Source organism: Streptomyces triticagri, assembly GCF_003429565.1.
Lineage (GTDB): Bacteria > Actinomycetota > Actinomycetes > Streptomycetales > Streptomycetaceae > Streptomyces > Streptomyces triticagri.
The window spans coordinates 1-18034 of the sequence record NZ_QUAK01000210.1; the positions used below are offsets into that span (position 1 = coordinate 1).

Below are 18034 nucleotides of genomic sequence, written 5' to 3' on the forward strand. Positions count from 1 at the left end.
CGGACTCGGCGTCGGTGCCTCCCCGCCGTGTGCGGCGCGGCACGCGCCCCGCGGCGGGCGGTTGGCCGGGAACGGCTCGGTGGCCCCCGCCCGGGAGGGCTACTCCGCCGCTGCCGTGACCTTGAGGGCGAGCCAGAGTTCCATGCGGGTGTCCGGGTCGTCGAGGGAGCGGCCGAGGATCTCCTCGACGCGGCGCATGCGGTAGCGCAGCGTGTGCCGGTGCACTCCGAGGTCGGCCGCGGCCGCGTCCCACTGGCCGTGCCGGGAGAGCCAGGCGCGCAGCGAGGCGACCAGGTCGCCGCGGCCGGTGGCGTCGTGTTCGTGCAGCGCCCTGAGGGTGCCGTCGGCGAAGGCCCGTACCGCGTCGTCGGCGAGCAGCGGGACCACCGAGCCGGAGGCGAGCTCCTCGTGCTCGACGAGCGTGCGGCCGCGGCGCCGGGCGACCGACAGCGCCTGCTCGGCCTGCTTGTACGCACTGACGGCCGCGATCGGCCCGGCCGGCGCGGAGAGCCCTACGACGAGGTCGTCGCCCGACCACGGGACGTCCGCGGCGACGGGCTTCTCGCCCGGGGTGCGCTCGGCGTCCAGCGCCTCCGCGTGCCGGGCGCAGGCCTCGGCGGCCGCGCCGCCGTCCGCGAAGAGGAGTACGAGCCGGTCGTCACCGCCGCCGTCGGGCACCACGAGGACCGTCTCGCCGGCCCGCGCCGCGGCCGATTCCACGATGTCGGCGAGCGTGCTGCGCGGATCGGCCGGCGCTTCGGCCGGCCGGCCATGAGCCTCCTGATGCGCCCGCGCGCTCGATCCGTCCTCCGCGATGAGCAGGCGGAACGGGGCGTCGAGCAGGCCTCCGTAGAGGTCGCCGGCCACCGCGCGGGCATGGCCGGGCTCGCCGGCCAGGAGCATCCTGAGGACCGCGGCGCCGAGCCGCTGCTCGGCGGACTGCAGGGCACGGGAGCGCTCGGTGGTCAGGGTGAGCAGGGCGATCGCGGAGTGCACGGCGTATCGCTCGGCGGTGCCGAGCGCGGTGCCGGTGCCGACCGCGAGTGCCGTGCGGGGCCGGCGTCCGGTGCCGATGGAGTGCAGCTCCACCCGGTCGTCGGCGCCGCTGACGACGAGGCTGGCCGGGGCCGCGCGCCCGTGCAGCCGCTCGACGTCGGCGGTGAGCCGGGCCGCCCGGCGCGCGGCCCACTCCGGCGCGGTGGCGACGACGGAGCCCGCGGCGTCATAGAGCGCGGCCCAGCCGTCCACCTGTCCGGCGAGCACGCCGAGCAGTCCGTCGGGACCGGCCGCGACGGCCTGCCGGGTGAGCTCGCGCTGCGCGGCGAAGCCCGCGGTTACGGAGCGGTACTGGTCGGCGGCGATGGCAGCGGAGACCGCCTTGGTGATGGCGATGAACGGGGTCCTGCGGGGCACCCCGAGCACCGGGAGCCCCTCCTCCCCGGCCGCGTCGAGCAGTGCCTCGGGTACGTCGTCGTAGTGCACGCCCACGGCGAAGCCGAGACCGATGACACCGGCCTCCACCAGGCGTTTCACATAGCGCCGCATCGCGACCGGATCCTCGGCCTCCAGCTTGAGCGCCGTGATCAGGAGCAGCTCGCCGCCCTCCATGTAGGGCACCGGATCGGCGAGTTCGCTCGCGTGCGCCCAGCGCACCGGGGTGTCGAGGTGCTCCGCACCCGCACGCACGGTGAGCTTGAGCGCGGAGTGGTGCACGAGCGAGGCGAGCGTGGGCGGCATGGGGTCTTCCGGGTGGCGGGCGGATGTGGCGGGTCGGTGTCCCTTGGACGCGTTGTATGAACGGCCCACCACGATTCTGCCTCACCGTATGGATGCCCCGTGGCGATCCCGTGTGGAATCTTCTGTGACCTTGCGCTTACGGCCCGGCCGCGGGTAGGGGACGCCCAGGTTCCGGTACGGCCGAGGCATCGGACGCACGGTTCCCGTAGAGGCCGCCCGACTCCCGTACGGCCGCCCGGCCCCGATTCAGGAGCCGAGATCCACCAGGAGCGGCGGCGAGTGCTCCCCGCCCACCGAGGCAAGGGACAGCACCGCATGTCCCGGCGGAATGCCCTGGGCCAGCTCGGACGCCGACCACCGCTCCCGCTCGACCTGACGCACGGTGATCGCGTCCGTCGTCACCGCCTTGCCGGTGATCCGCTTGCGCAGGGCGTGGATCGCCCGTGTCATCGGCTGATCGGCGAAGACCGTGTGCTTGGCGACGTCCTTCGTCTCCACCCACTCGGTCCCCCAGGCCTGCGCGAACCGGCTGCCGTCCCAGGTGGTCACGCCCGCGAAGGCCATCCGACAGCCGACCGCCCCGTACAGCGGCCCGTGCAGGGCCTCGGGGACGTCACCGATGCTGCGCAGGGCGAGCACCACGCCCGCGTTCTGCGAGCGCAGCCGCTGGATCCGGCGCACCGACTCGGGTGTCACCGTGCCGGTGGCGTCGTCGAGGACGAGGCCGGCGAAGTGCGAGCGCCCGTCGTCGCGTACGACCGTGAGGAACTGCGCGAGCACCAGGCGGGTGATCAGTCGGGCGGCCTCCTCGTGGCCGCGCTCGGGCGGATCGATGCGGACCCGCATGGGGTGGTGCGCCACGGCGCGCAGGGAGAACGGACGCGCCGCACCGCCGCCGAAGAAGTCCCCGAAGGCGGGCCGGTCGAGCAGGGCGAGCCGGTCCGCGAGGGCGCGGCCGATGTCCGCCGGGCTGCTCATCTGCCGGACACGGGTGTCGAGTTCACGCCGCATGAGCAGGTGCTCCGGGCCGGCGAGCGCCTGCTGCAGACCGGCGAGAGCGGTCGGTTCGCCCGCGAGCAGCTCACGCAGCACCGGCAGCGTCGGGAAGCGTCCGTACGCCGCCCGGTACGGGCCGAGCAACTGGGCGAGTGCGGTCGCCGCGCTCTGCCCGCCGCTCGCGTCCAGGTCACCGACCAGGGCCTCGGCGAGGATCGCCCCCGCCTCGTCCGGATCCGTGGATTCCGCGTACGGGTCGAGGTCGTACCCGGAGGCCGGGTCGCCGATCCGCACGATCACATCGAAGGAGTCGTCCGAGGCGAGCCGCGCGCCGACGGCGGAGACCGCGACCACCGCGCTCCGCCCGGTCAGCGCCTGCAGGGCCAGCGATTCGGTGACCGGCTCGATCAGGCCCCGGGTCTTGCCCGCACCGGACGGCCCGACCGCGAGGAGCGAGGTCGCGAGGGCGTCGGGGCCGAGCGCGGCGCCCGCGTCGTGGTAGGCGCGCGGCGCCCGCTCGGTGGCCACCCAGCGCCCGATGCGCACCTGTCCGTCGAGCAGATCGTGCTGCGCCGCGCGCCGGGGCAGGTCGCGGGCGCCCGAGGGATGGGTCCAGGCGGCCGCGCCCTCGCGCAGCACCACTTCGCCGAACGCCCTTGCCTCGCCGCCGCGTTGGGCCGTCGCCCAGGCACGGGAGACCCGGGCGCAGTCCACGTCGTTCATCCGCCCGCCGGCCACCTCGGCGGCGAGCAGTTCGGCCGCCTGGTGCTGCCCAGCATTCCTCAGGTCGGGCCACTGGGAGCGCGGCACGGGGGCCGTGGTGGGTGCCGCCGGAGTGGCCGCACCCCGGCGGGTGGCGATGAGCTCCTTGGCGTACGGCCACCAGCCGCCGAGCCGGGCGAACGGCCAGAGGACGAGCACGGTGACGACCGCGTACAGGCCGTCCACGAACAGGGCCGAGGCGAAGAGGTCGTATCCGCCGGAGACCAGGGCGGTCAGGGCTAGCAGCGGATTGACCACGGGCAGCGGGTCCCAGCCCACCAGCGGGAAGGCCGAGGGGAAGACCAGGCTCAGCGCGGCGAGGCCGGCAAGGGCCGCGAGCAGGGCGCGCTGCGGCTGCGGCCTGCGGTCCAGGTAGTGGTGGGCGATCTCGGGCCAACTGCCCAGGCGGGCCACGCCGTAGACGAGTGCGGCGAAGAAGAGGCCGTGATAGACGACGGTGGCCTGCACGCCCTGCCACACCCTCGGCGAGGCCACGGTGCCCCCGTACCACCAGTCGTCGGGTGTCATCAGGCGCAGCAGCGGGCCCTGGAAGGGGACCCTGCCGTGCCGCCACAGGGACCAGAGGATCAGCGCGCCGATCAGCGGGATGAGCAGTCCGGCCAGGGTGACGGGTGCGAGCCGGTCGCCCTCGCCGCGGCCCGGCTTCGGCGGCCGGTATCCGAGGCGCCAGATGCCGGGGCGGACCGTCGGGCGGGGGGTGTCGAGCCAGTCGGCCACGGGGGTGTGGCTCGGGGCCTGTTCCCGGAGGGCGCCGGGATCGTGTGTCGCCCCGGGTGCGTGCGCCGGAGGAGGCGGCGCCGGTGGTCCCGCGGGTCGCGGCACGGGCGCGCCCGCTGTGCCCCGTGCGTCGCCGATGCCGTCGGTGTCCATTCGGCCCTGCCCCCTGACCAGCCCTGCCTGTCGTCCGTGCGGGCCTCAATCTAGTGCCTGCACACGGGTAGTTCAGCGATCCGCGCGGTGCACCGGGGCGCCGTCGGGCGCCCCTGCTGTGTCCTGCCCGCCCGTACGGCCGCACGAACCGGCCGCCGGCGATGTGCCCCGGCAGCAGCCCCGCGCAGAAGACCCCACTGGGCCACGAGGACGAAGTCCGCCCGGGCATATGGACGCCACGGACAAGCGACACCGGGGAAGTTCTCCCGAACGGAACATGCCCCGGCGCCTCCGGCAGCCCTAGCCTGCGAGAAGCACCGCGTCCGTTCCACCCCCAGGAGCCCCTTATGAGTGCAATTCCGCAGGAGCGCCGCCTCGTCACCGCCGTCCCGGGCCCGAAGTCGCAGGAGCTGCAGTCCCGCCGCACCGCTTCGGTGGCCGGCGGCGTGGGCTCCGTACTGCCGGTCTTCGCGGCCAAGGCGGACGGCGGCATCGTCGAGGACGTCGACGGCAACCGCTTCATCGACTTCGGTTCCGGCATCGCCGTGACCACCGTCGGCGCCTCCGCAGAGGCCGTCGTACGGCGGGCCTCCGCGCAGCTCGCCGACTTCACCCACACCTGTTTCATGGTCACGCCGTACGAGGGGTACGTCGCCGTGGCCGAGGCGCTCGCCGAGCTGACCCCGGGCGACCACGCGAAGAAGTCGGCCCTGTTCAACTCGGGCGCCGAGGCCGTGGAGAACGCCGTCAAGATCGCCCGCTCGTACACCAAGCGGCAGGCCGTGGTGGTCTTCGACCACGGCTACCACGGGCGCACCAATCTGACGATGGCGCTGACCAGCAAGAACATGCCGTACAAGCACGGCTTCGGCCCGTTCGCCCCCGAGGTCTACCGCGTCCCCGTCGCATACGGCTACCGCTGGCCGACCGGCCCGGACAACTGCGGTCCCGAGGCCGCCGAGCAGGCCATCGACCACATCGCGAAGCAGATCGGCGCGGAGAACGTCGCCGCGATCATCATCGAGCCGGTGCTCGGCGAGGGCGGCTTCATCGAGCCGGCCAAGGGATTCCTGCCGGCGATCGCGCAGTACGCCAAGGACAACGGCATCGTGTTCGTGGCGGACGAGATCCAGTCGGGCTTCTGCCGTACCGGCCAGTGGTTCGCCTGCGAGGACGAGGGGATCGTCCCGGACCTGATCACCACCGCCAAGGGCATCGCGGGCGGTCTGCCGCTGTCCGCCGTGACCGGCCGCGCCGAGATCATGGACGCCGCGCACGGCGGCGGCCTCGGCGGCACCTACGGCGGAAACCCGGTGGCCTGCGCGGGTGCGCTCGGTGCCATCGAGACGATGAAGGAGCTCGACCTCAACGCTCGGGCGAAGCGCATCGAAGCGGTCATGAAGCCCCGACTGGCCGCGATGCAGGAGAAGTTCGAGGCGATCGGCGACGTCCGTGGCCGCGGCGCGATGCTCGCCGTCGAGCTGGTCAAGGACCGCACCACCAAGGAGCCGGACCCGCAGGCCACCGCCAAGGTCGCCAAGGCCTGCCACGAGGCCGGTCTGCTGGTCCTCACCACCGGCACGTACAGCAACGTGGTGCGCTTCCTGCCGCCGCTGGTCATCGGCGAGGACCTCCTCAACGACGGCCTCGACGTGCTCGAGGAAGCCTTCGCCGCACTCTGACCGGGCGGCGGGCACGCGCGGTACGGCAGGGGGCACCCGGGCGCGGCGTCCCGCAGGCAGAGGCTGTGAAGAAGGTGTGCGGGGCCGATGGCGGGACGCCGTTCCGACTGTCGGCCCCGGGGTGCCCTGCCGTAGGTTCTACGCAGATGAGTGAAACACCCGCCCAAAGGGGACCGCGGGCGGGACCGGGACGGAGCATTCCCCAGCACCGGCCTGGACGTGCCGACGCGCACACCATCGGAGCCCCGCGCTCCGGAGTTCCTCACCGATCGGACTGCCGCCCGCCCCAAACCCCCCGGGGCGTGCGGCACACCGGTCCCCGGCCGCTCCGGGACCACCCCCCTTGTTCCGGAGCGGCCTGCTCTCCTCTCTCCGCATCGCGTCGGCAGACTGCCTCGGTACGACTCCCGCACCCGCCCCGTGATATGACCGGCGGGTGCTTTTCGTGCTGCTCGCGGTCCTTCTCGCCCTGACGTCCTGGGCCGCCGCCGTGGACGGGCCGGTCCGCCGCGCGGACGAACGGCTCGCCGGGGAGCTGCGGGGCCATGAACTCCAGGCGCAGCCCGGGGAGTTCTTCGCCGATCTCGGCGGGATGGCGGTGGCGCTGCCGGTGCTCGCCGCCGCCCTGGCCGCGGCGGCGCTGCTCGGACGGCGGGCCGGCCGGCCCCGGTGGTGGTTCCCGGTGGTCGCGGGCGCGCTCGCCATGGCCACGGTGCCGCTGCTCGTGGCGCCGCTCAAGGCGCTCGTCGGGCGGGACGGACCGCCGGGCATGACGTCCGGCGAGGGCTTCTTCCCCTCGGGTCACGCGGCCACCGCGGTCGTCGCGTACGGCGCGGCGCTGCTGGTGCTGCGCCCGTCGCTGCCACCGCTCCGCACCCCGCGCGGGCGGCGTGAAGTGGCCGTCGCTCACGGCCTGTTGATGACGTTCATCGGCCTCGGCCTGGTCCGGCGCGGCTACCACTGGCCGCTCGACGTGATCGGCGCCTGGTGCCTGGGCGGCATGCTGCTGCTCCTGCTGCGTACGGCCCTCGACCGGAACGACGATCGAGGGCCGTACGAGGCCGTGTCCGACCGGCCGGGACCGCCGCCCCCGCCGCAGGACCAGCCGCCTCAGCCGAAGTAGCTGTCGAAGTTGTTCATGAACTCCCAGTCGCCGTGCCGGTCCCAGTTGATCGACCAGGTCATCAGGCCGCCGAGGGCCGGCCAGGTGCCATGGGGTTCGTACGATCCGCAGTCGGTGCCCTTGGTGAGGCAGTCGAGGGCCTTGTTGACCTCGCCGGTGGACACGTGGCCGTTGCCCGCGTTGGGCGATGCGGGCATGCCGATGGCGACCTTCTCGGGCGGCAGCGCCTCGAAGACGTTGTCGGTGTTGCCCGCGACCGGGAATCCGGCGAGCAGCATGTCGGTCATCGCGATGTGGAAGTCGGCGCCGCCCATGGTGTGGAACTGGTCGTCGAGGCCCATGATCGGACCCGAGTTGTAGTCCTGGACGTGCAGCAGCGTGAGGTCGTCGCGCAGCGCGTGGATCACCGGCAGGTACGCCCCGGCGCGCGGGTCCTGACCGCCGAACTCCCCTGTCCCGTAGTACTGGTAGCCGAGCTGCACGAAGAAGGTCTCGGGCGCCATGGTGAGCGTGAAGCCGTCGCCGTACTTGGCCTTGAGGGTCTTCACCGCGTCGATCAGGTTGACGATGGCGGGCGTCGTCGGGTTCTTGAAGTCGGTGTCGTCGGTGTCGAGCGACAGTGAGTGTCCCTCGAAGTCGATGTCGAGGCCGTCGAGTCCGTACTCGTCGATGATGGCGCTCACCGAGCTGACGAAGGTGTCGCGGGCCGCGGTGGTGTTGAGCTGCACCTGGCCGTTCTGGCCGCCGATGGAGATCAGGACCTTCTTGCCGTCGGCCTGTTTGGCCTTGATGGCGTCCTTGAACTCGTCCTTGCTCTCCACCTCGGGGCACTCGTCCTGGGGACAGAGCTCGAAGCGGATGTCGCCCGAGGTGGGTGAGGTGGGTTCGCCGAAGGCCAGGTCGATGATGTCCCAGCTGTCGGGTACGTCGGCAAGTTTCGTGTAGCCGGAGCCGTTGGCGAAGCTGCTGTGCAGATAGCCGACGAGGGTGCCGCCGGCCAGGCTCCGGGACTCCGCCTGCTGTGTGGGGGAAGGTTCGGCGTCGGCCGCACGGGCGGCCGCTGCCGTACCGGTCAGGGAACTGCCGAGGAAGCCGGACACCGCGAGAACGGCTGCGGCTGCCACCGCAGTAAGGATTCTGCGGCGAGGTCGGTCGGACGGTCGGATGCGATCCACAACTGCCTCCGGAGGTGGGGGATGTGGAGGGTGGGGACGCGCACAACCTGGTCCAGACCAATCCGGTTGTCAAGACCTCTGACGGTTCCCACGCCTCAGCCGTCCCGCTCGGGACCCCGCCCGTCGCCCTCGGGTCCGGTGTCGTCCCGCTCGGGACCCCGGCCGTCCCAATCGCGGATCGGGTGTTCGCGTGCCACCCCCTTCCCGTCGTGCGCCAGCTGCGCGGCCGCCTCGTGCATGGCGAGTTCGAGCAGTACGGGGTCGCAGAGCGTGCCCGCGCCGTCCGGCGCGACCAGCCAGCGCACCCCGCCGGTGGCCCGCCCCGGGTACGGCACCACGATCCAGGTGCCGCGGCCCGCTCCCCGTACGCCCGTGCCGACCCAGCGCGCCGCCGTGCCCGCGGGCACGAAGAAGCCGAGGCGCGCGTCGCCGAAGTCGGCGAGCACCGGGCCCGGCCGGTCCAGGCACCGGTTCAGCACATCGAGCGTCGGACGGCCGAGCTCGCCCGGCAGGATCAATACGTCCCAGAGGCGACCCGCCGGCAGCAGGGCGACGCCGTGCGGATTGCGCTCCCACTCCCAGCGGCAGGTCTCGGGATCCGGGGCCACCGAGACCAGCCACTCCACTGCGGACTTCGCGCCCGAGCCAGTCATGACCAGGACCTCCCATGTGATCGCGAATGGTGCGTGTCACGAGGGAGAGAGGGCTGGGCCGGATCCCTTACGCGGGTTCGGCGGATTTATTCGAAGTGACGGCCGTCACAAGGGCGGTGGGGTGATCACGTGGCGGCCGGAGGCCGTCCGGCGCACCGCTCAGCTGTCGAAGCCGAGACCGAGGCGGTCCATGGTGCGCAGCCACAGATTGCGGTGGCCGCCGCGGGCGTCGGAGCGGGCCATCGACCACTTGGTCAGCTCGATCCCGGCCGAGGCGAACGGCTCCGGCGGGAACGGCAGCGGCTTGCGGCGCACCATCTCGAGCGAGGTGCGCTCGGTCTCCTCGCCGGCGAGCAGGTCGAGCATCACCTCGGCGCCGAACCGGGTGGCCCCCACGCCGAGCCCGGTGTACCCGGCCGCGTACGCGACTCGGCCGCGGTGCGCCGTCCCGAAGAACGCCGAGAACCGGGTACAGGTGTCGATCGCCCCGCCCCAGGCGTGCGTGAAGCGCACCCCCGCGAGCTGCGGGAAGCACCGGAAGAAATGCTCCGCGAGTCTGCGGTACGTCTCGGGCCGGTGGTCGTGCTTGGCCTCCACCCGGCCGCCGTAGGGGTGGATCGCGTCGTAGCCGCCCCACAGGATCCGGTTGTCCGCGGAGAGCCGGAAGTAGTGGAACTGGTTGGCCTGGTCGCCGAGTCCCTGCCGTCCCGACCAGCCGATCGCGGCCAGTTGGGCGTCGGTCAGCGGCTCGGTCATCAGGGCGTAGTCGTAGACCGGGACCGTGTAGGCGCGGGTGCGGCGGACCAGCGAGGGGAAGACGTTGGTGCCGAGCGCGACCTGGCGGGCGAAGACCCGGCCCTCGCGGGTGCGGACGGCCATGCCCGCGCCGTGGCCGGTGAGCGCGGTGGCCGGCGTGTGCTCGTGGATGCGTACGCCGAGCTCCAGGCAGGCACGTTTGAGGCCCCAGGCGAGCTTGGCCGGGTTCAGCATGGCGACGCCGTCCCGCTCGTACAGGCCGCCGATGAAGGTCGGTGAGTCGACCTGTCGACGCATCGACTCACCGTCCAGGAACTCGGTGCCTTCGGCCAGGCCGAGTTCGGTCAACTCGTCGTGCAGCTCGGCGAGTTCGGCCAGCTGGTGAGGTTCGGTCGCGACGGTGATCTCGCCGGTGCGCTCGAAGTCGCAGTCGATTCCGTACCGCTGGACCGCCTCCTCGATCGCGTCCAGGTTGCGGGCGCCGAGCTCTTCGAGGCGGTCGAACTCGTCGGGCCAGCGGGCCAGGCCGTTCGCGGCGCCGTGGGTGAGCGAGGCGGCGCAGAAGCCGCCGTTGCGGCCGGAGGCGGCCCAGGCGATCTCGCGGCCCTCGATCAGGACGACCTCGCGTGCGGGATCGCGTTCCTTGGCGATCAGGGCGGTCCACAGACCGCTGTAGCCGCCGCCCACGACGAGCAGGTCGCAGTGCGTGTCACCGCGCAGCTCCGGCTCCGGCTCGGGCCGCGCCGGGTCGTCGAGCCAGTACGCCAGCGGCTTCGCGTCGGCCAGTGCGGCACGTACGGCCTCGTCGCGGGCCTCGGTCCCCTGGCCGGAAGGCTCGGACACGCTCTTGCTCATGGCACTCGGGGCCATGTTCTCCACTCCCTCGAAGCCGCGGCCGCCGAGTGGCGACCGCCTGTCACAGCGCCTGTTTCCGGCGCCGGTTGCCGATCAGCATCCCAGCAAGGACGCAGATCACCGCGACGGCGAACATCGCCGTGCCGATCACATTGATCTGAACGGGTGTGCCGCGCTGCGCCGAGCCCCAGACGTACATCGGGAAGGTCACGGTCGAGCCGGCGTTGAAGTTGGTGATGATGAAGTCGTCGAAGGACAGGGCGAAGGCGAGCAGCGCACCGGCCGCGATGCCCGGCGCCGCGATCGGCAGGGTGACGCGCAGGAAGGTCTGCAGCGGGCTGGCGTACAGATCCTTGGCGGCCTCCTCGAGCCGCGGGTCCATGGACAGGACCCGGGCCTTCACCGCGGTGACCACGAAGCTCAGACAGAACATGATGTGCGCGATGAGGATCGTCCAGAAGCCGAGCTGCGCGCCCATGTTGAGGAAGAGCGTGAGCAGCGAGGCGGCCATCACGACCTCGGGCATGGCCATCGGCAGGAAGATCAGCGAGCTGACCGCGCCGCGGGCCCGGAAGCGGTAGCGGGCCAGGGCGAAGGCGATCATCGTGCCGAGCACGGTGGCGCCGATCGTCGACCAGATCGCGATCTGCAGGCTCAGCGAGAGCGAACCGCACAGGTCGGCCACCCCGCAGGGGTCCTTCCAGGCGTCCGTGGAGAACTCCTGCCAGGCGTAGTTGAAGCGGCCCTTGGGGCGGTTGAACGAGAAGATCAGGACGACGATGTTGGGCAGGATGAGGAAGGCGAGAGTCAGCACTCCCGCGATCACCACGAGGTTCCGGCGGAGCCAGCGCATCAGACGAGATCCTCCGTCCCGGACCTGCGGATGTAGAAGGTGACGATCAGCAGGATCGCCGCCATGAGGATGAACGAGAGCGCGGCGGCGGTCGGATAGTCGAGCACGGTGAGGAACTGCGACTGGATGACGTTGCCGATCATCTTCTCGTTGGTGGAGCCGAGCAGCTGGGAGTTGATGTAGTCGCCGCTGGCCGGGATGAAGGTGAGCAGCGTCCCGGAGACCACACCCGGCATGGAGAGCCGGAAGGTCACCTTGCGGAAGGTGGTGAACGGCCGCGCGTAGAGATCGCCGGCCGCCTCGTGCAGCCGCGGGTCGATCCGCTCGAGCGAGGTGTACAGCGGCAGCACCATGAACGGCAGGAAGTTGTACGTCAGTCCGCAGACCACGGCGAGCGGTGTGGCGAGCACGCGGTCGCCCTCGGTCATGCCGAGCCAGCTGGTGACGTCCAGGACGTGCAGCGTGTTCAGGGCCCCGACGACCGGTCCCCCGTCGGCGAGGATCGTCTTCCAGGCGAGCGTACGGATCAGGAAGCTGGTGAAGAACGGCGCGATGACCAGGATCAGTACGAGGGAGCGCCAGCGGCCCGCCTTGAAGGCGATCAGATACGCGAGCGGATAGCCGAGCAGCAGACAGAGCACGGTGGCGGTCCCGGCGTACTGCACCGAGCGCAGGAACTGCGGCCAGTACTCGCCGATCGCGTCCCAGTACGTGGCGAAGTGCCAGGTGACCTCGTAGCCCTCGGTCAGCGAACCGGTCTGCACCGAGGTGGAGGCCTGGTACAGCATCGGCAGGGCGAAGAACACGACCAGCCACAGGATGCCGGGCAGCAGCAGCCAGTAGGGGACGAATCTGCCCCGTGGGCGGCGCCGCGCGGCGGGCTTGCCGGCCTCGGCGGGCGGCTCGGGTGGAGCCTCGGTCACGGTCGTCATGCGGCCCCCTCGTCGGCGCCGTCGGAACCGTCGGTGAGCCCGGCGTCGATGTCCTGGGCCGCGTCGAGTCCGAAGCCGTGCGCCGGGTTCCAGTGCAGGACGACCTCGGCGCCGGGGGCAAGCCGGGTGTCGCGCTCGATGTTCTGGGCGTAGACCTCGAGGCCGTCGGCGACGGGGCTGTCGATGACGTACTGGGTGGAGACGCCGATGAAGCTGGTCGCCGTGATGCGGCCGGTGATCCGGTTGCGGCCGTCGGGGACCGTGCCCGCGTCGTCGGCGTGAGTGAGGGTGATCTTCTCCGGGCGGATGCCGAGCAGCAGCTTGCCGCCGGTGGCTGTGGCGGCCCGACATCGGGTGGTGGGCAGGGCGAGCTTGCCGTCGCCCGCCTTCAGTACGAGGTCGTCACCGGAACTGCCCGTGATCTCGGCCTCGATGAGGTTCGAGGTGCCGAGGAAGTTGGCGACGAAGGTGGTGCCCGGGTTCTCGTAGAGCTCGGTGGGGGCGCCGAGTTGCTCGACCGCTCCCGCGTTCATCACGGCGACCTGGTCGGCCATCGTCATGGCCTCCTCCTGGTCGTGCGTGACGTGCACGAAGGTGATGCCGACCTCGGTCTGGATGCGCTTGAGCTCCAGCTGCATCTGACGGCGCAGCTTCAGGTCCAGGGCGCCGAGCGGCTCGTCGAGGAGCAGCACCTTGGGATGGTTGATCAGGGCGCGGGCGACCGCGACGCGCTGCTGCTGGCCGCCGGAGAGCTGGTGCGGCTTCTTCTGCGCGTGCTCGGTGAGCTGCACGAGCTCCAGCATCTCGCCGACCTGCTTCTTCACCGACTTGATGCCGCGCCGGCGCAGGCCGAAGGCGACGTTCTCCTGGATGTCCAGGTGCGGGAAGAGGGCGTACGACTGGAAGACGGTGTTCACCGGGCGCTTGTACGGCGGCAGGCCGGTGACGTCCTGGTCGCCGAGGTGCACGGTGCCGGTGGTGGGCTCCTCGAGGCCCGCGATCATCCGCAGGGTGGTGGTCTTTCCGCAGCCGGACGCGCCGAGCAGGGCGAAGAACGAGCCCTGTGGGACGGTCAGTTCGAGCGGCTGGACCGCCTGGTACGAGCCGTAGGTCTTGCTGATCCCGCTGAGGCGGACGGCGCCGCCCGGCACGGTGTCGTTGATCGACTGGTCTGTCATCGCTTCTGGTCCCGACTTCTCGAGGGCGGCTCAGGCGCCGGTGAGCTGGGCGAACTTGGACTCGTACGCCGTTTCCTGCTTCTCGTCGAGGGAGCGGAAGGCGTGCGACTTGGCGGCCATGGCCTTGTCGGGGACGATCAGCGGGTCGTTCGCTATGTCCTTGTCGATCTTGGCCAGTTCGGGTTTCACGCCCTCGGCGGGGCAGACGAAATTGATCCACGCGGCGAGCTCTGCGGCGACCGGGAGCTCGTAGTAGTAGTCGATGAGCTTCTCGGCGTTGAGCTTGTGCCGGGCGTTGTTGGGGACCATCAGGTTGTCCGAGGACGTGATGTAGCCGCTGTCCGGGACATGGAACTTGATGTCCGGGTTGTCCGCCTGGAGCTGGACGATGTCACCGGCCCAGGCCACACAGGCCGCGATGTCGCCCTTGGTGAGGTCGGCCGTGTAGTCGTTGCCGGTGAAGCGGCGGATCTGCTTGCTGTCGACGCCCTTCTGCAGGCGCGCCACGGCCGCGTCGTAGTCGTCGTCGGTGAAGTCGGCCGGGTCCTTGTCCATGTCGAGCAGGACCATGCCGATGGTGTCGCGCATCTCGGAGAGGAACGACACCCGGCCCTTGAGCTTCGGATCCTCGAGCAGCTGCTTGACGGAGGTGACCTCGCGGCCGCCGGTGGCCTTGACGTTGTACGCGATCACCGTGGAGATGCCGGCCCAGGGGTAGGAGTAGGCGCGGCCCGGGTCCCAGTCGGGGCTGCGGAACTGGGCGGAGAGGTTCGCGTACGCGTGCGGCAGGTTGGCCGGGTCGAGCTTCTGCACCCAGCCGAAGCGGATGAGGCGGGCCGCGAGCCAGTCGGTGACGCAGATCAGGTCGCGGCCGGTGTCCTGGCCGGCCGCCAGCTGTGGCTTGATCTTGCCGAAGAACTCGCTGTTGTCGTTGATGTCCTCGGTGTACTTGACCTTGATGCCGGTGCGTTCGGCGAAGGCCTCGAGGGTGGGGCGGCGGTTCTTGTCGTCCTCGGCGACGTCCATGTACTCGGTCCAGTTGGAGAAGTGCAGGCGCTTCTCGTCCTTGGAGTGGTCGTCGGCCGCGGTGCCGCCGGACTGCTTGGTCGCGGCGGGGATGCCGCAGGCGCTCAGGCCCGCGAGCCCGCCCGCCGCGAGCACTCCGCCGGACGAGGCCCTCAGCAGGGTGCGGCGACTGAGGGCCGCTCGGCCGTTCTTCATGCTGCGCCGCATGGCCGCGAGTTGAGGCGGGGAGAGGCGGTCGGTCTCGTACAGCTCCATGCGCTTGCTGCCCTTTCGGGATGGGCGGTCCGATACCCCGGGGGAGTGGGCACCGGGCCGCCCCGTATGAGGGTCGGTCTTATCGGTCTCCGAATACCGTCCGGTGCCAGTCCTTTTTGGCGACCGCGGTGTTGTCGTACATCACGTGCTTGATCTGGGTGTACTCCTCGAAGGAGTACGCGGACATGTCCTTGCCGTAGCCGGAGGCCTTGTAGCCGCCGTGCGGCATCTCGCTGAGGATCGGGATGTGGTCGTTGATCCAGACGCAGCCGGCCTGGATGTCGCGGGTGGCGCGGTTCGCGCGGAAGACGTCCCGGGTCCAGGCGGAGGCGGCGAGGCCGTACGGGGTGTCGTTGGCGAGCCGGACGCCCTCGTCGTCGGAGTCGAAGGGCAGCACGACGAGGACCGGGCCGAAGATCTCGGACTGCACGATCTCGCTGTCCTGTGCCGCGTCCGCGATGAGCGTCGGCAGGTAGTACGCGCCGGGGCTCTTCGGCGCCTCGCCACCGGTGACCACGCGCGCGTGCCCACGGGCACGGTCGACGAAACCGGCCACCCGGTCGCGGTGTGCGTGGCTGATCAGCGGCCCGAGGTCGGTGTCGGGGTCGAAGGGGTCGCCGACCCGGACGGTGGCCATCAGGTCGGCGACACCCGCCACGAAGGCGTCGTACAGCGGGCGTTGGACGTACGCGCGCGTGGCGGCCGTGCAGTCCTGGCCGGTGTTGATCAGGGCGCCGGCGACCGCGCCGTGCACGGCGGCCTCCAGGTCCGCGTCGTCGAAGACCACGAACGGCGCCTTGCCGCCGAGCTCCAGATGCAGCCGCTTGACGGTGGCGGTGGCGATCTCGGCGACCCGCTTGCCGACCGCGGTGGAGCCGGTGAAGGACGTCATGGCCACGTCCGGATGGCCGACCAGGTGCTCGCCGGCGTCCCGTCCGGCGCCGGTGACGATGTTCAGGACGCCGTCCGGGATGCCCGCCTCGGTGGCGGCCTCGGCGAACAGCAGCGAGGTGAACGGGGTGAGTTCGGCCGGCTTGAGCACGATCGTGTTGCCCGCGGCGACGGCCGGCAGGACCTTCCAGGCGGCCATCTGGAGCGGATAGTTCCAGGGCGCGATGGAGCCGACCACGCCGATCGGCTCCCGGCGTACGTACGAGGTGTGGTCGCCGCTGTACTCGCCGGCGCTCTGGCCCGCGAGGTGGCGGGCGGCGCCCGCGAAGAAGGCCGCGTTGTCGACTGATCCGGGGACGTCGAACTCCCGGCTCAGCTTGAGTGGTTTGCCGCACTGCAGCGACTCCGCCTGCGCGAACTCCTCGGCGCGGTCGCCGAGTACGGCGGCGAAGCGGTGCAGGGCGTCGGAGCGTTCGCCCGGTGTGGCGCCCGCCCAGCCGGGGAAGGCGGCGCGGGCCGAGGCGACCGCGGCGTCCACGTCGGCGGTGGAGGCGAGGCGGTAGGTGTGGATCTCTTCGCCGGTGGCCGGGTCCACCACCGCGTGGTCGCGGTCCGATGTGCCGGCGCGCAGACCGCCGTCGATGTACTGGGCGCCCGCCGCGAAGCGCTCGCGCGGTGCGAAGCCGGCCGGGTCGGCCGCGGACTTCGCGCGCTCGGCGCCCACGTCGTTCGTACCGGTGTCACTCATCGGCTCTCCGTAGTTCCGCCTCGATTTGAGTGCCGATCCTGACAGAGGCCACGGCCTCCAACAAGTGATTCCGTTGTTGCCTTTTGGTTACGCGACGGAATCTGTCGACCACGTGTCGAGTGTGGGCGGGGAACCCGGGACGCGTTGTCAGTGGTGGCTGCCATGGTTGCGTGCATCGGATCGGAGGCCGTGGTGGCCGTCGGGGGTGGATGTGGTGACGGAGGAATCGGGTGCGCCGGGTGGGCCGCGTGTCGCGCGGAGTGACGGAGCGCAGCTGCGGATGCGGGCCCTGACGGAGCGGGCCGCACGTGCGGAGCGTGTGAAGTATCTGCACTTCTGGGGGCATGCGCCGGGTGCGGACGGGCGGCTCGGGGCGAGCTGTCTCAGCCAGTGGTGGCCGTCGCCGTTCACGGTTGCCGATGTCCGGTACGCGACGGCGGAGCACTGGATGATGGCGGCGAAGGCCCGGCTGTTCGGGGACGAGGAGGCGGAGCGTGCGGCCCTGGCGGCCCGCTCTCCGGCAGCTGCGAAGAAGGCGGGCCGCCTGGTGCGGGGCTTCGACGAGGCCGTCTGGGAGCGGGAGCGGTACGAGGTGGTGGTGGCGGGCAGCGTGCACAAGTTCTCGGCGGACGACGACCTGCGGGCTTTCCTGCTCGGCACGGGCGAGCGGGTCCTCGTGGAGGCGAGCCCGCGGGACCGGATCTGGGGCATCGGCCTGGCGAAGGAGGACGAGCGGGCGCACGATCCGGCCCGGTGGCGAGGCCTCAATCTGCTGGGCTTCGCGCTGATGGAGGCCCGGGAGCGGATACGGGGATCGTGAGGATGCGCCGGCTGCGGCCCCAGGCGTGGATCTGCGGCCCCAGCTGTGGATCGGAACTAGTTGCTGACGGCCAGCACCATCATCAGCACGCCGAGGCCGAGACCGACCGCGCCGCAGATGATCCCGGCCAGCGCCACACCCTCGTTGTTCGCCTCCCCGCGGACGGTCTTCTGGCGGCCGATCGCGCCGAAGACCAGGGCGAGGACGCCAAGCACGATCGCCAGTGGCCAGAGGAAGAACCCGACGGCAGCGATGATGCCGAGCACGAGCGAGGTCGTCCCGAGCCCGTTGCCGGGCGGGGGCTGCATACCGGGCCAGCGGTATCCGGGCGGCGCGGGATACGGGTGGCCGTAGCCGGGGTGCCCGTACGGGTGACCGGGGTGACCGTGCCGATGCGGCGGCCCGTACGGCGCGGGCCCGGGCCCGGCCGGGTGCGCCCCGTACCCGAACTGCACGGCGCCCGGTCCGTCCGGCGAGACGGGCGGCGGGGGTACGGGGGATGCGTGGTTCCGCCGGTGGCCGGGTGGGTGCGGGGCGCCGTGGGCCGGTGGGTTCCACGGGTCCGTGCCGGAGGCGGGGTCCGGAACGCTCCACGGGTTCGGCCCATGTCCGGGAGCCCCTTGTCCGGGAGTCCCGCGACCGGGCGCCCCCTGGCCGGGCGCCCCGTGACCGGACGGCGCGGGGTCCGGCGTGCCGGTGCC

The 18034-nt window shown here is 71.6% G+C and carries 14 protein-coding genes; 3 read left to right on the forward strand and 11 right to left on the reverse strand.

Going from position 1 to position 18034, the window contains the following annotated elements:
* Nucleotides 1-99: 99 nt before the first annotated feature.
* On the reverse strand, nt 100-1737 hold the full coding sequence (locus DY218_RS28275) for a PucR family transcriptional regulator (RefSeq protein WP_128558991.1): 1638 nt from the start codon (nt 1735-1737) through the stop codon (nt 100-102).
* A 246-nt stretch (nt 1738-1983) separates the two neighbouring features.
* Complete coding sequence (locus tag DY218_RS28280) at nt 1984-4386, reverse strand: type IV secretory system conjugative DNA transfer family protein (protein WP_128558992.1); 2403 nt, start codon at nt 4384-4386, stop codon at nt 1984-1986.
* Between the two features lie 347 nt (nt 4387-4733).
* Here DY218_RS28280 and gabT point away from each other — a divergent pair, with 347 nt between their 5' ends.
* Nucleotides 4734-6068, forward strand: a complete 1335-nt coding sequence (gabT, locus tag DY218_RS28285; RefSeq protein WP_128558993.1) for a 4-aminobutyrate--2-oxoglutarate transaminase — start codon at nt 4734-4736, stop codon at nt 6066-6068.
* Between the two features lie 436 nt (nt 6069-6504).
* Nucleotides 6505-7191 (forward strand): phosphatase PAP2 family protein, encoded by a 687-nt coding sequence (locus DY218_RS28290; protein ID WP_233521940.1) that lies wholly within the window; start codon nt 6505-6507, stop codon nt 7189-7191.
* On the opposite strand, the gene DY218_RS28295 is transcribed toward DY218_RS28290, so the two are convergent.
* The 8 genes from DY218_RS28295 to DY218_RS28330 all read right to left on the reverse strand — a co-directional run bounded on the left by DY218_RS28295 (nt 7179) and on the right by DY218_RS28330 (nt 16513).
* Nucleotides 7179-8315, reverse strand: coding sequence for a chitinase (locus tag DY218_RS28295; protein ID WP_233521941.1), 1137 nt, complete (start codon nt 8313-8315; stop codon nt 7179-7181). The two genes, DY218_RS28290 and DY218_RS28295, sit on opposite strands and share 13 nt — an antisense overlap.
* A gap of 146 nt (nt 8316-8461) precedes the next feature.
* Entirely contained in the window at nt 8462-9019 is a 558-nt protein-coding gene (locus DY218_RS28300) for a hypothetical protein (RefSeq protein WP_233521942.1), read from the reverse strand.
* A gap of 159 nt (nt 9020-9178) precedes the next feature.
* Nucleotides 9179-10645 (reverse strand): NAD(P)/FAD-dependent oxidoreductase, encoded by a 1467-nt coding sequence (locus DY218_RS28305; protein ID WP_233521943.1) that lies wholly within the window; start codon nt 10643-10645, stop codon nt 9179-9181.
* A gap of 46 nt (nt 10646-10691) precedes the next feature.
* On the reverse strand, nt 10692-11483 hold the full coding sequence (locus DY218_RS28310) for an ABC transporter permease (protein ID WP_128558994.1): 792 nt from the start codon (nt 11481-11483) through the stop codon (nt 10692-10694).
* Nucleotides 11483-12415, reverse strand: a complete 933-nt coding sequence (locus DY218_RS28315; RefSeq protein WP_128558995.1) for an ABC transporter permease — start codon at nt 12413-12415, stop codon at nt 11483-11485. Before DY218_RS28315 ends, DY218_RS28310 begins: the two co-directional genes overlap by 1 nt.
* Complete coding sequence (locus DY218_RS28320; RefSeq protein WP_128558996.1) at nt 12412-13593, reverse strand: ABC transporter ATP-binding protein; 1182 nt, start codon at nt 13591-13593, stop codon at nt 12412-12414. Before DY218_RS28320 ends, DY218_RS28315 begins: the two co-directional genes overlap by 4 nt.
* 30 nt (nt 13594-13623) lie before the next feature.
* The gene (locus DY218_RS28325; protein ID WP_128558997.1) at nt 13624-14874 is read right to left on the reverse strand and encodes a polyamine ABC transporter substrate-binding protein; all 1251 of its coding nucleotides are present in this window, start codon (nt 14872-14874) and stop codon (nt 13624-13626) included.
* 79 nt (nt 14875-14953) lie between these two features.
* Nucleotides 14954-16513 (reverse strand): gamma-aminobutyraldehyde dehydrogenase, encoded by a 1560-nt coding sequence (locus tag DY218_RS28330; RefSeq protein WP_128558998.1) that lies wholly within the window; start codon nt 16511-16513, stop codon nt 14954-14956.
* Between the two features lie 280 nt (nt 16514-16793).
* Between DY218_RS28330 and DY218_RS28335 the strand changes: the two genes are divergently transcribed.
* Nucleotides 16794-17333, forward strand: a complete 540-nt coding sequence (locus DY218_RS28335) for an NADAR family protein (protein WP_128558999.1) — start codon at nt 16794-16796, stop codon at nt 17331-17333.
* Nucleotides 17334-17389: 56 nt separating this feature from the next.
* Here the strand turns inward: DY218_RS28335 and DY218_RS28340 are convergent, their stop codons facing one another.
* A complete protein-coding gene (locus DY218_RS28340) occupies nt 17390-17788 on the reverse strand; it encodes a DUF4190 domain-containing protein (RefSeq protein WP_128559000.1) in 399 nt (132 codons plus the stop codon).
* Nucleotides 17789-18034: the final 246 nt, after the last annotated feature.